The organism is Paenibacillus sp. HGF5 (assembly GCF_000204455.1).
GTDB classification, from domain to species: Bacteria; Bacillota; Bacilli; order Paenibacillales; family Paenibacillaceae; genus Paenibacillus_AQ; species Paenibacillus_AQ lautus_A.
Genome location: NZ_AEXS01000037.1, coordinates 1 through 13,891 on the forward strand (window position 1 = coordinate 1; position 13,891 = coordinate 13,891).

9 protein-coding genes are annotated in these 13,891 nt (G+C 50.3%); 8 read left to right on the forward strand and 1 reads right to left on the reverse strand.

The annotated features are described in order from the left end of the window. Together HMPREF9412_RS31670 and HMPREF9412_RS06570 are read left to right on the forward strand one after the other, a co-directional pair. On the forward strand, positions 1 to 2,417 hold a 2,417-nt coding region (locus HMPREF9412_RS31670; protein ID WP_175320743.1), incomplete at its 5' end, for an S-layer homology domain-containing protein. Between the two features lie 34 nt (positions 2,418 to 2,451). Beyond that, positions 2,452 to 6,645, forward strand: a complete 4,194-nt coding sequence (locus HMPREF9412_RS06570) for a DUF4855 domain-containing protein (RefSeq protein ID WP_009590616.1) — start codon at positions 2,452 to 2,454, stop codon at positions 6,643 to 6,645. Between the two features lie 208 nt (positions 6,646 to 6,853). Here the strand turns inward: HMPREF9412_RS06570 and HMPREF9412_RS06575 are convergent, their stop codons facing one another. Then, a complete protein-coding gene (locus HMPREF9412_RS06575) occupies positions 6,854 to 7,660 on the reverse strand; it encodes an aminoglycoside N(3)-acetyltransferase (RefSeq protein ID WP_009590618.1) in 807 nt (268 codons plus the stop codon). Positions 7,661 to 7,918: 258 nt separating this feature from the next. Between HMPREF9412_RS06575 and HMPREF9412_RS06580 the strand changes: the two genes are divergently transcribed. From HMPREF9412_RS06580 to HMPREF9412_RS06605, 6 genes are all read left to right on the forward strand, one after another. Then, positions 7,919 to 8,101, forward strand: coding sequence for a hypothetical protein (locus HMPREF9412_RS06580; RefSeq protein ID WP_009590620.1), 183 nt, complete (start codon positions 7,919 to 7,921; stop codon positions 8,099 to 8,101). Positions 8,102 to 8,778: 677 nt separating this feature from the next. Then, a complete protein-coding gene (locus HMPREF9412_RS32825) occupies positions 8,779 to 9,669 on the forward strand; it encodes a helix-turn-helix domain-containing protein (protein ID WP_009590617.1) in 891 nt (296 codons plus the stop codon). 148 nt (positions 9,670 to 9,817) lie between these two features. After that, positions 9,818 to 10,669, forward strand: a complete 852-nt coding sequence (locus HMPREF9412_RS06590) for a phytanoyl-CoA dioxygenase family protein (protein ID WP_009590613.1) — start codon at positions 9,818 to 9,820, stop codon at positions 10,667 to 10,669. Further along, entirely contained in the window at positions 10,669 to 11,478 is an 810-nt protein-coding gene (locus HMPREF9412_RS06595; RefSeq protein WP_009590615.1) for a sugar phosphate isomerase/epimerase family protein, read from the forward strand. The genes HMPREF9412_RS06590 and HMPREF9412_RS06595 overlap by 1 nt, the downstream gene beginning before the upstream one ends. 275 nt (positions 11,479 to 11,753) lie before the next feature. Continuing rightward, positions 11,754 to 12,008: a DUF4181 domain-containing protein gene (locus tag HMPREF9412_RS33640; RefSeq protein WP_441295361.1), complete on the forward strand. Its 255-nt coding sequence runs from the start codon at positions 11,754 to 11,756 to the stop codon at positions 12,006 to 12,008. A gap of 233 nt (positions 12,009 to 12,241) precedes the next feature. Then, entirely contained in the window at positions 12,242 to 13,468 is a 1,227-nt protein-coding gene (locus HMPREF9412_RS06605; RefSeq protein ID WP_036671511.1) for a copper amine oxidase N-terminal domain-containing protein, read from the forward strand. The last annotated feature ends 423 nt before the right edge of the window (positions 13,469 to 13,891 follow it).

Consider the following 13,891-nt stretch of genomic DNA (forward strand, 5'->3'; position numbering starts at 1 on the left):
ATTTGAATTACGATTTTATTTACAACGAGTGGGAGCCCAACGATTGGCTGGAGACGAAGCTTCCTTATGCGCATCCGCAGGTCAAAGGCGGCATGTTCGCGCTCTGGAACGATGTGTCCGTAGAGAAAGGCGTATCCATGGCGGACTCCCATCAGCGGATCCTGCCTTCCATGCAAGTGCTGGCGGAAAAGCTGTGGAGAGGCAACCGCATCGATCGGAACTTCGCAAGCTTCCAGGCGGATGCCGCAAGGTACGTGGACCCGCCGGGTGTTCATCAGTCGCACAAGCTTCAAATCGACAATGAGCGGCATCTCGTGCTGGATTATACCTTCGACGAAGGCTTCGCGGACCGTTCGGGGAACGGCTTTGACGGCAACGCGGTGAATGCAGGCACAGAGAAGGGAATCTTCGGTCAAGCGTTGAGGCTAAACGGCGGGGCCAGCTACGTGGAAACGCCGCTTCGTACGCTTGGTTTCGGTTGGACGATGTCCATGTGGATCAAACCTGACGCTGACAACCCGCAAGGAGCTGTGCTGCTGGAATCTCCGGACGGACAGCTGAAATACAACATTGGGGGCAGCGGCAAAATCGCCATCACAAAAGAAAATTACGTCAGCGAATTCAAGTATAAGCTGCCGACCGATCGCTGGACCCATGTCATGATGATCGGCGACGACACGGGGACCTCCATCTTCATTAACGGCAGTGAATATACGGCTACTCTCAAAGACGGCTCCAAACTGGAAACATTCGTTCTTCCGGCAGCCAAAATCGGCAGCGAAACGAATGCTTTTAAAGGCTTGATTGACGAACTCATCGTAAGGAACACCTACTTGGATCTGCTTGGTAATTTGGCTTTGCATAAGCAAGCTGAATCCTCGCAACCGGAATCCTCATCCTACACGGCGGATAAAGCGGTGGACGGCAGAGGGGATACCAGATGGTCCAGCGAATGGGTGGACGATACCTGGTTCATGGTGGATCTAGGTGAAGTGAAGAACATTGATGCTGTATCTATTTTGTGGCAAACGGCTTATGGTTCGAAGTACCGCATTCTCGTGTCCGAGGACAAGGAGAACTGGACGAACGTTGTGAAAGACAACAACGGGGAGATTAACGGAAAGCCGGGACGAGTCGTGACTACCTTCCAGAGCACGCCAGCCAGATACGTGAAGTTCGAAGGCGTGTCCAGAGCTACTATGTTCGGCTATTCCTTTGAGGAATTTGAAGTGTACGGCGAGGAATATAAGCTCGGCAATCTACGGCCGATTATCGACCTGTTGACGGCTATCGAGGCCGACAAGCTTGTGGAGGACAATTACTCTCCTGAGGGCTGGGCCCAGCTTCAGAAAGCGATTGGGCAAGCGACCGCGGCTATTCAAACCGCCCAGCTGTCTCGTCCTGAGGCCGAACAGGCGTATGCAGGGCTGAGCATTGCGCGTGATCGTCTAACGATCGAAGACGTAATGGATCTGATCGAGCTTAATGTAAACGGAAGTATCGCATCCAACCTTTACCTCCCGCAGAAAGGGCAACTCGGTACGCGCATCGTCTGGAGCAGCTCAAAACCCGACTACCTGAATGCGAATGGGCAGTTGTTGAAACGTCCGTCAAGCGGGTCAGGCGACATGGAAGTCGTGCTGACCGCGACGATCAGCAAGGGAGCTGCATCCGCGGAGAAAACGTTCAAGATCAAAATCAAAGCGCTGCCTGGCTCCGGCGGCGGAGGATGGGTTCCGACTCCAGTAACTCCTGATCGGGAAGAAGGCCAAAACGGCGGTTCGAATACGGGAGGTGAAGATCCAGGCAATGGCAATGAGAACGGCAGCGGCAACGGCGGGGAGTCCGGCGGATCGACAACGGTTCGGCTGAACGATATTGCGAGCCATTGGGCAGAAGCGTCCATCAAACGGGCGGTTGAGCTTGGATTCGTAGCGGGCTACACCGACAAGACGTTCAAGCCGAATAAGACGGTCAGCAGAGACGAATTCGTCGTCATGCTCGTCAAAGCGTTGAAGCTGCAAGGTGCGAACAGTTCGCTGGACTTCGCGGACGCAAGTTCGATTCAAGCCTGGGCGAAGCCGTATATTGCGCAAGCCTTGGAATCCGGCCTGATCAGCGGCTATGCGGATGGGACCTTCCGACCGAAGGTTTCGATTAGTCGAGCAGAACTGGCAGCAATGATTGTTCGTGGCTTGGGTCTGAAGACTGCAAAAGGGCATGAGCTCTCTTATGCGGACGCGGATCAAATCCCGGCTTGGGCGAAGCCGTACGTGGCAGCAGCCCAGGAGGCGGGAGTGATGAACGGTCGAGAGGACAACCGGTTCGCGCCGGCCGCCTCGGCGACGAGAGCTGAAGCCGTGACCGTTATTCTGAATATGCTTGATGCGCTTGCGGAGTTGAAGGAACAGGAGTAGAACTAATTATGCTAGAAAGGGAGCGTGAGTTTAGGTGAAAACCAGACGAAGTTTGACTGCTTTGCTGCTTGTCCCGGTCATGCTGTTATCGTTAATATCGTCTGTGAATGCGGAGGAGGCGGGCAGAGAAAGCACCGGCTTTTATAATCTGGCCCAAGGGAAAACGTACACATGGTCGGAACAGCCGGAGGGCGCTTTCCCGGATGACGGGACGAAGCTGACGGACGGCAATGCCGCCGACCCCTCGCGTGACAGCGGCAACTGGGTGGGCCACCGCAACAAAAAATCCCGTTCGGTTGTGTTTGATCTAGGCGAGCAAAAGACGGTTCAGGAGGTGAGCGCGCGTTTCCTGCACGATTGGCCGAACAACGAAACGCTTGTGCCGCTCACCGTTTCGTTCTACGCGTCGGACGATGGGGTGAGCTGGGGCGTATTGTCTCATAATGCAACTCAGTTGTTATGGGGCGACCAGACCAACATCGAGACATTTGCTTGGGACGGCAGCCCTGAAACTGGAGCTGTCAAGCGTGGCGATTATACCGAAGGACTCGTATACGCTCGGTACGTGAAAGTGGTGTTCTCCATGCATCCGAGGGCATGGAGCATGATCGACGAGGTGACGATTACCGGTGCGGATGGCTTGATCGCCGGAGCGCAGCCGGTACAGCCTGAGCCTTACGCCCACCTGCAGCCTGGAGATGCTACTGGCGGGATTCAAAATCTGGGCTTGCTGTATAACGGACACTACGCGGACGGCACAGGAAATTGGACGAAGGACCGGGCTATCCCTAATATCAGCTATGTGAACGAGCAGGGAGAGCCTGTCGATTGGCTGTTCGATGGCGTGCTGTATCTGGGCTTGACATCGGATAACGGCAGAGGCTTCGGAGCGGCGGAAGCGGCCGGCAAAGCCAGAAAACAGGAATGGGAATGGTATTTGGATAAAACGTTTAACGCTGGCGGCGATATGAGCGCGCTGAACGAGGCGACGGTCGAGGCAGGCGTGAAGCTTGGCGAGCCCGACCATAAGACGAAGGTTGTTCTGATGATTCCAGAACCGGGCGAGTATCAGTCCGACTTCGGTAGCATTAACGGCGAGGATTTGAACTTCGATGTAGGTGCGGTCGGCGATGCCGCATCGCTGGATAACAGGGCCAAAGCGATTCAGTGGTGGGTCGATGAAGTGCAAGCCAGATGGACGGCTGCGGGCTACTCGAACCTGGAGCTCGTCGGCATGTATTGGCTGGAGGAACAAATCAGCACGCATGCGACCGGGCCGGAGATGGTCAAGAGAGCGAGCGACATCGTTCATAACGCAGGCCTGAAGCTGTTCTGGATTCCTCATTTTATGGCCTATAAGGCATTCATGTGGAAGGATGTCGGCATTGATGCCGTATCTCTGCAGCCGAACTATTTCTTCGAGAAACTGGACCCATCGCGTCTGGAGGATACAGCGGATATGGCGAAGCGGTACGGCATGTCGCTGGAGCTGGAATTCGACGACCGGATGATCAACGACGCCGTCTTCCGCGAGCGGTTCATCGAGTACTTGAACAGCGGCATGGATACCGGTCTGATGCAGCATGGATATAAAGCTTACTATCAAGGCAACAACGCTGTATACAACGCGGCGAAAAGCACAGACCCCGCTACCCGCGTGCTTTACGATTGGCTATACCAATTCTCTAAAGGCACTTATCAGAAGCAAGACGCTGCTCCGCCTGATGTTGTAGCGTTCATGAACGGGCAGCCGATCTCGGAGCATACGATCGTGCCTGATACGACACAGGCTGCCTTCACCTGGACCATTCCGGGAGATGGCGGGAGCGGGATCGTTAAAGTTACGGCCAAGTATGACGGCAAGCCTTATACGGAAGGAACTGTTATAGATCTGACGGGTAATCCGGGTAAGCATGTGTTGGAGCTGACGGTGGCTGCTGCCAAATCCAAGACGGTTAATTTCGTAATAGAAGCTCGTTTGGGCGCTGTAGGCCTATTGGCTCTTGTTGATAAGTACGCAGACAACAAGCAGCTTAGCAATGCCGATACGGTACGCGCTATGCGCAACGCCTTGATCATGTTGGAGCGTACGCAAGTGAGCGACCCTGAGCAAGCCAGGGACTATTTGCTGGCATTCAATGCGAAGCTGGAAGAAGCTAAAGGCCTTGAGTTCGTAACAGAAGGCGCTTATACGGCGCTGAAGGAAGGCGTGTATTACGAGGCTGGCAGCATCGCACAAGACAAAGAAGCAGAGGCATCCTCGACGGAGGCCGCAGGTCTGGAGCCTGCGAAGGCGCTCGACGGCGCACCGGCCACGCGTTGGGCGAGCGAAGTGCGCGATACGGCTTGGTTCCAGGTTGATCTGGACAGCCAGCAAACCTTCGATACGATCCGCATCGATTGGGAATATGCGCGCGCGGACCAATACCGTCTGAGCATCTCGGATGATAAGCAGACGTGGGAGCCTTTGAAAGTCGGCAACAATGGCGTGGTGAAAGCTGCCGACGGCAAGAACACCCTGGTATTCCCTGCGACGACGGCAAGATACATCAAGTTTGAAGGATTGAATCGGGCAACGTTTTACGGTTACTCCTTCTATGAATTCGGCGTGTACGATCTTGCCCCGCAGCAAGAGCTAAAGACGTTGGACGGCATACAAGCCGCTGTGGACGCTTCCACGAAAAACGTCACGATTGACGGTTTGGTCATGAACGGCAAGAAAGAACATGTGTATGTGAAAGTGCTTGACCCAAAAGGCAACATTCAATATACCGGTCAGACGGGCACTGAGGATGACGGAAGCTTCCGCATCACCCTTACGTTGACCGGAGAAGAGCAAGGGAAGTATACGGTCGAGCTGGAAACTGATGACATGATGACTCCCGAGCTGGTAACCTTCGAATACCGCAAGCCGCCTACGAGTGGTGGAGGCAATGGAGACAATGGAGGCAATGGTGGTGGCAGCGGTGGCGGCGAAGGAGGTAACGGTGGAGGCAGCGGCGGTGGCAGCGGTGGAGGCGGTCAGGCGCAAGATCCGTATACGTTGCAAGCGGACGGTTCAGTCAAAGCCGTGCTTGTCCCGACGATAAACGGCCAGCAAGCTGCCGCTGCGGTCGGGGCATCGGATCTGAATGCCGCCATTCAGAGGGCAGTGGCCGACAGCAAAGGCAATAAACATGTTCATGTTGAATTGAAGTCGTCGAACGCGGCTGGGAGCTATGCTTTGGAGCTTCCGGCGGCTAATCTGACGAACCAGTCTAATCTGATTCTGCATATCTCCACGCCGTACGCTCAGCTTGTTTTGACTGGCGACATGCTGGCAGGAGTCAAGGAGAATGCTGGAAAGCTGCTCGTAATCGTAAGCGATTATGCGGGCGAGTATCGCAGTAACGAAGCGGCCGGGCGGATCGGCAGCAGGCCAATCGTAGAAGTTGCATTGCAACTGGACGGTGAAGCTCTGTCTTGGAAAAATGCGAAGGCACCGATTTCGATTGCCATTCCGTATTCGCTTCAAGCGGGAGAGCAATCTGTTGATCTGCAAGCTTTCGAGCTGATGGGCGACAGCGCGGCGGCAATGAATGGCGCGTCTTATGACAAAGACAAGGATATGCTGCGATTCTCCATCGACCATGTCGGCGTCTATGCTATCGGCGGCAAGAATCCGGCAGCATTTACCGACCTTGGCAAGCATGAATGGGCGCGCGAGGCGATCGAGAAGCTGGCCGAAAGAGGCATCGTCAAAGGCACCTCGATCGAAAAGGGCACGTTCAACCCCGCAAATCAGGTAACGCGAGCTGATTTTATCTTGATGCTGGTGAACATGCTTGACCTGCGTGCCGAAAACGCCTCGACGTTCGCCGATGTGAAGCCGAATGATTATTACTACGATGCGGTGTCCATCTCCAAGCAATTGGGAATCGCTTCAGGAGTGAACGAAGTTAACTTCGCACCTCGTGATTCAATCACCCGCCAGGATGCTATGGTTATGCTGACCCGAGCGCTGCAAACGACGGGGGCAATAAAGCCGTCCGCATCCGGTGGGGCGCTTGAGGGCTTCCGTGATGTGAGCCAGATTGCGCCATATGCTGCGGACAGCGTGGCAACGATGTTCGAGTATGGGCTGGTTACGGGCTCTAACGGCTACATGAAGCCGAAGAGTACGACCAGCCGGGCTGAAGCGGCAACGTTCTTGTATCGCGTTCTTCAATTAATCGAGGAGCAGCAGTAGTAGACGGGGAACAATTGATTTAAGCACATTCCGATTAGCGCGGCAACGCGCCCGGGGTGTGCTTTTTCGAAGATACAGAATAAAACTTCGTAAACGGAGGGATGAACCGGTATGCCGCCCTTCGCGCATGGCCGACGCCGCTTCTTAGTGTCCAATGACACAAAAGCCTGCTTGGACGAAAACCAGCGCACATGCCTTTTGAAGATCCTTACACCCGGTTACGCTTCATCCATGTGGCTGCCCAGTCAACCAGCTGTCTTTGGCGGATCAACCTGACAAACGCGTCCCCTACCTGATGCACCGCGACACGGTGCTTCTGCTCGAATTCGGCGCCAAGCGGGACAAAATCCCGATCGTCAACCTCTTGCGTCGTATAGGTTACCCACCTACGCTCCTCGTCAATGATCATGGCGCTGCTTTCTTCCGTATACGTCTTTCCGGGATAATCGGCCCTGGTTTCTGCGAGATGGAGCGAGGTGTTTTTCTCATGCCCGACACCGATGAGCAGTACATAGCCATCCAGTTCGTACAGCTTGTCGAGAGGGGAGCCTTGGCCAAAAACATGACTTAAATCATGGCTTTCCGTCAAATACTCCGCATGCTTGCCGACGGCCGCGAAAGACCGCGCCGGATGGTCTGAGCGCCTTGCTCCCGGCCATGTGCGGAGCATCTCGGCAACAACGCCCATCCCGATCGCCGGAGTGATCGCCTTATCATAAGCGGGCCATTGCTCCCGGATAATCGGCCACCAAGCCTCTTCCGCATCCCAGTGAACGCCGGTCACCGGATCAAGATTTTTCCACGTTTGCGCCGGCACCATCACCGTCCCTTGCTCTCCAATGAGCGTGAGCAGTGCGCGGATGAACGTTTCCGCACCGCCTACAACATAGCCGAGGCTTTTCAAAGAAGTATGGACGATTAAGGTCTGTCCTGCTGACACCCCGCACCGTCCAAGCTGTTCGATAAGGTCTTGCTTCGTTAAAATCATTCTCGGCTGTTTTGCCTGCTCCTCCATGTGATCCCCTCCCGAAATGACAACATAAAAAAACAACCCCGCTGCATGAGCGGGGTTGTTGCTGGCTGCTCGCCAGAAAAGCATAGCCCTTATGTTGTAGAATAAAGTTCCTCCCCGAATTATACATAAAAGGTCTGAAAAGTACAAATAAGTCCTATGGAAACGTATTTGAACCAATATTGGGAAGAGTACAGGAACTGAATTAACAAAAATGGGCCGTCCCGTAAGGAGTGGCCCTTTTTTATATGAGGGGACAGAATGGGCAAGCTCTTCACACAGCCGGTTGAGAGGAGTATTCAACCGATCATTAAGCTGATGGATAATCCTCCATCCCAGCCCCTCATCGCCTGGGACCGAACCAAGCCCGTTGATCTCGATCTCCCGACGCTTAGCAAGAAGGACGCACTAAAATTATATCAGTTGACCAAGCATATTCTTTAACATTTAGCCGAAATTGATGTTGGATAGGCCGCTATTGATATCTATTTGAAATACAAAGAATGAATGATGAATTGACAGGTGAATAATTGCAACAGTCAGACCTTACATATTAGGTCTGACTGTTTTTTTCTGTGTAAAGCGAATAGCCGAAAAAGTTAATAATGAGCTTCTCGGAGATTGTCGTTGTTGATTATGAGGATGAGACGATATTGCTTAGCCATGACGGGCCGTTTCATGGGACGGCAGACTTAAGCTGATCATCAGTGAAGTAATATCGACCGAAGGCCCCATTATGCGGATCGGCAATACTCAGACCCCCGTTAAGTTCAGGCAGCATCCGGATGGCTATATGGCCAGTTGGTTAGCTGAGGCCCCGATGTCGAGACGCTCCCGTATACGGGCTGCATTAATAGAACGAGCTATAGTGATGGAAGCGGAGCAACTCTGCGTTACCCTACTATGAGACCATTGTGGCGTAATATGCCAAGGATGTGGAGAGAAGACAGGGCAAATAAGAAGTCTGATGGATGGAATCGGCCTGTGTTACTCGCCTATGACTCTTATCGATGGGGTAGTATTGACCGGGCTCAAGGTGTGACGACCATTCGCTTTGGAGTCTTGAAAACCCTTGTTGTACTTGAATCTTAAGTATATTCTTGAATAAGGGAGGTGGCCAGATGGAGAAGAAACGTTCCACCAAATATAACACACCAAAGGATTCACGTTTGCTTGAATCAGACAAAGAAATTCGTTTCGAGCTTCCTTACGAGACCGAATTTGAAAATTTATCTTATATCGGAGTCGTTTTATACGAAACATGGCATGTGCCCGGTCACCATCATGAACATTTTGAACTGTGTTATGTAGAAAGTGGGCAAGGGTGGTTTACGATAGACGGATCTTACTACACGGTTAGTCAGGGAGATCTTTTTATAACGAAACCAGGCGAAAGTCATCAGGGAGCTGCCGCTGGAGACTTGCCGTTTAGGTTGTATTACCTTGGCTTTAATCTCGAGCAGATGAGAAGCTTGGAAGTGGAATATTACAAAATCGGTTTTAATCGGGTGGAGAAGGACGAAAATGGTCTCATAAAAAGCATATTCGATAACATTTTTGATGAACTGCGCATGAAAATCTTTTTAAGTAAAACGATGGTACAAGGATTGTTTATCCAATTGCTTGTCTCCATAGTACGAATCTATAAGGCCTCATCGCAAGAAAGAAATCATGGAGCGAAAAAACTGCCTTCGGACATTATCGAAGTATTAAACTACTTGCATGCTGAAATTCGTGCCGATCTTACAATCAATGACCTTGCGCATCAGTTCCATATCAGTCGTTCACATCTGGCCCGGGAATTTAAAGAGCATTTGGGGGTAACCATCGGGGAGTATATTCGTTCACTCTGTTTGGACAAGGCGAAGCACTTGCTGCTTGAAACCGGCGAATCGGTAAGTTCCATCGCCGTGAAGCTGCATTTCACATCGATCCATACGTTCAGCATATTCTTTAAGCGGCACAGTGGAAAATCCCCCCTCGAGTTCCGAAATCACAATACCTCTCGTTGACCGGTCCATCCTGCGCAGTGCAAGACGCAGAAGAGAGTTTAATTGGTGAAAATGTTTAAATTTAAAGCAATTATTTAAAAATACATTCCGCAGTATCACAAGTATAATTACAGCAGATTCAAAAAAAGTTAGGATGAGGTGTTGACAGATGGTAAATCATCATGATGTACGTGTGAATTGTCTTCCATCGGAGCGGGATGTTGCTTTTTTTGACGAGAATGGTTATTGGATGTCTCCGGTCATCTTCTCGCAGGAAGAGCTTGCTCAGATTAAGGAACATCAAGACAAGATGTACAAAGGTGAATACGAGACGGGGAGAGAACCGGTATGCAATTGGTTGGAAGGTCAGAATAACCCGAAAGCGTTGCGGAAAACGGATAACTCTCATTGGTCCGACAGGACGCTTCGTCAGGTTGCGACCGACCCTACCATCGGAGCCATTGCCGCCAAACTGATGCATGCCGATGCGATTCGGCTGTTTCACGACCAACTGCTTTATAAACCGGGCAGAGGTAATGGTACAGAAACGGCTAATGTGGGCTGGCACCAAGATTATTCGTATTGGCAATGCTGTAAGGAGCCGTCGCTCATTACTGCGTGGGTGGCATTTACCGATGTGGACTTGTCCAATGGGTGTATGCAAATGGTGCCGCGAAGTCATAAATGGGGGCTTCTGAACGTGAGTGATTTCTTCGAGCAAAACATGGAGAAGCAGCAGGAAACGATGGATATTCCGGAAAATGAAAGCTTCACTACAGTTCCGATGGTGATGAAAGCCGGTCAGGTAAGCTTCCACCACGCGCTGACCATTCACGGCAGCGGACCTAACATAACCGAAGGCGCTCGCCGCTCGATGGCTGTACATTTGATGACGGGGAAGACGAGATACACCTACACTCCAAGAGGAGATGGCCATTTTAATGCGCAAATGATGGCAGGTAAAGATGGAGAGCTATTCGAAGGTGAAGCCTGGCCTGTGCTTTATGAGGCCAAGTTCTAATGAAGGTCGCGATATATAAGGCTTTGTGGGGCATGACCGGCAGTTGGGAAGAAAGCTTCAAGCAAATCGCTGAAGCGGGATACGATGGGGTTGAAGCTGGCCTTCCCGGCCCGCAGGATCAACAGCGATTTATGGATTTGCTGGAACAGTACCAGTTAAAGTTTATTGCTCAAATTTATACCCATGGTAATCATAGTGTTTCATTTGAAGAGCAGTTACTGCGAGCGAAACATTTTTCCCCAGTAAAAATTGTTTCGCACAGTGCGCAAGACTGCATGCCGTTCCGAGATCAGCTGCGGTTCTTTGGCAGAGCCGTAATGCTGGAAGCCGAGCTGGGTGTCCAGGTCGCTCACGAAACCCATCGAGGGCGGGCCATGTTCACACCCTGGAATACGGCTAGATTGCTGCAGCATTTTCCGCAATTAAAGCTTACAGCAGATTTCAGTCACTGGTGTGCTGTGTGTGAATCGCTTCTCGAAAACCAGGTGTACAATGTAAAGCTCGCGATCTCAAGGTCCGTCCATATTCATGCCCGTGTCGGCTATGCGCAAGGACCGCAAGTTCCGCATCCGGCCGCTCCCGAATACCAGCAGGAACTCTTAACTCATACCCGTTGGTGGCGCGAGATTTATCAACATCGTAGTAAAGAGGGAGCAGAGTGCTTGTCGGTTACGACCGAATTCGGCCCGCCAAATTATTTGCACACATTGCCTTTCAGCAATGAACCTGTGGCGAATTTATGGGAGGTGTGCGACTGGATGAGACAATTTATCGCTGCTGAGATTGCACGCGAATCCTTCAATGAGTAACGATCAGCCGACATCATGTTCAAGCGTATTCTCTATTACAACGAGAATGCGCTTTGTTTGTGCTTCCGTACCATAAGTAACTTTTGTTCAACTAATAGGCAGGATAGTCAAATATCCAGATGTGTTGATGGTATCCTTATCGACGATCCGACGATCCGACGATCATTACCTTACTGGCGGTCCAAACGATACAATTGATCCGCGTTAATTATGAGCTGACATTTTGTTCTAGCAAAATGTTAGTTGTTGGGAAGTAAGATATGAATGATATACCAATGCATAAGCAGTATATTATCATTTCATTAATCTTACTTACACCAGTCTTACTCGCAATTTGGCTTTTAGATCGAAGCCAACCACAACTCTTAATTGCACTTCTGTTGGCAATACCCTTTTTTTATCGTGGTTACATGGAGTGGAAGTATGTTAAAGAAACGAAACGACATAGAGTATCATTTATGTTGGCATTCACACTACTCTTTGAGGTAATAGTAGTGAATAATAAAAGTTATCCTCGGTCCCAGTTGTAGTCCTTAGTATTTCGTTGGTAATGGGGCGGGCTTACGCTTTTGGGTCTGGGAAAATTGATATTATCAATTACGATAAGCTAGATTTATGTATAAGCCATCCTTTTTTTCAAATTCTGAAATTCGATCGAGCCTGTTGATCTTGTTACCAATTATTACATACCTTATAATTTCATTATGTGACAATGCGTGCACAGTAAGAAAAAGAACAAATTCAAAAAGATAGGAAATCACCCATGAGAAAATTGCTAGTATGCACGTTAGCTATCATGCTAAGTTTAGCTGCGTTTAGCCCCGCTATTTACGCTTCTGAAGTCCAAGTATCCGTGGATGGGCGTGATGTACATTTCCCGGATGAGCACCCATATGTCGATCAGAGATCCAACCTTACGATGGTTCCACTTGCTTTTTTATCCGACAAGCTAGGAGCTGCTACGAAATGGGACTCAAAATTAAAACAAATCACGATCTCGCTTAACCGTGACACTGTTATTTTGGTGATTGGCGATCACCATGCACTGGTGAACGGTAAAAGAGTAGACTTTGAAGGGTCGGCAGTGCTCAAAAACGGCCGCACGATGGTTCCGTTGCGTTTTATAAGTGAAGCCCTGCATGCTAATGTGGAGTGGCAGCCCACGCGCAATCTGGTGAGCATTATGACCTCCGTGGCCAATGTTCCGAAAGGAACATGGATATGGGACAGTCACATCATCAAACAAGATCAAGAGAAAATTATAAGCTTCGCAAAAATGAAGGGTGTGACATCTATTTACCTTCAGGTGAATAGAGATATCGATCCAGCGATATATGAAGGTTTTATACGAAAAGCCAAAAGCGAAGGTATTCAAGTGGAAGCACTTGAGGGGCGTCCCGAATGGGTCTATAAGTCTAAGCAGGAGGATATTCGAAAATTCATCACGTGGGTTAAAACCTATAATTCCTTTGTTGGCCCGGAAGCAAGCTTTACAGGACTGCATTTCGATATTGAACCTTATGCGCTAAGCGAATGGACAAAGGACAACAAGGCGATTATTGAAAGCTGGATGGACAATTTGAGACTGATCGAGAAAGAAACCAGAGGGAGCGGCTTGAAAATTGCTATCGATGTTCCGTATTGGCTGAATACGATTAATGTTCCGGGGAAGGATTACAGTATGAGCGCATGGTTGCTCGAGAAGTTCGATTGCCTCGTCATAATGAATTATCGGAATCATGCATTAGGCAGCAATGGAATTGTGGAAAATGCGCAGACCATGCTGAGAGAAGCATCCACTCTGAAGAAGAAAGTGGTTGTTGCTGTAGAAACGGTCAAAAGCACAGAGGGTCCGCGGGTCTCATTCTATGCCATGAGCAATGAAGTGATGGAAAAGGAGCTTCAATCTGCCCATAATCAATTGGCTCGCTACGCAAGCTATGCCGGCTTTGCCGTTCACGATTTTAAAAGCTGGCAGGACATGAAATAAGCAGCTGGTGTTTATCTAATTGTCTGACGTTTAAGTCGAAGGGCATTAAAACGGCTTGCAGCTCGGGGAGAATCGAAGCGAATGTATTTCCACATCGCTTTTAACATACTTATGCTTGCCAGCTACTAGATAACGGTGCCCCCTGGATTTCTTCCAAGGTATGTTGGGTCATGAAAAAGCATCAGCCACACATATATATGCTTAGCTCCGTGGCGAAAGCCGGAGGGAACTTTACCGCATTTGCCATAGCTCATAGCACCCCCAAATAATGAAGCTAACGGAAAACATTTTATTCAATACAAGATAAGATGGCAGCCGTAAGCGAGATCGGCTGCCTTTCTTAAACTAACAGTCAGGATAGCGTAGCCCCTCACAAACGCTATAAAATGGACGTTTCGTTTTAACATTAGAAGCCGCTAATTT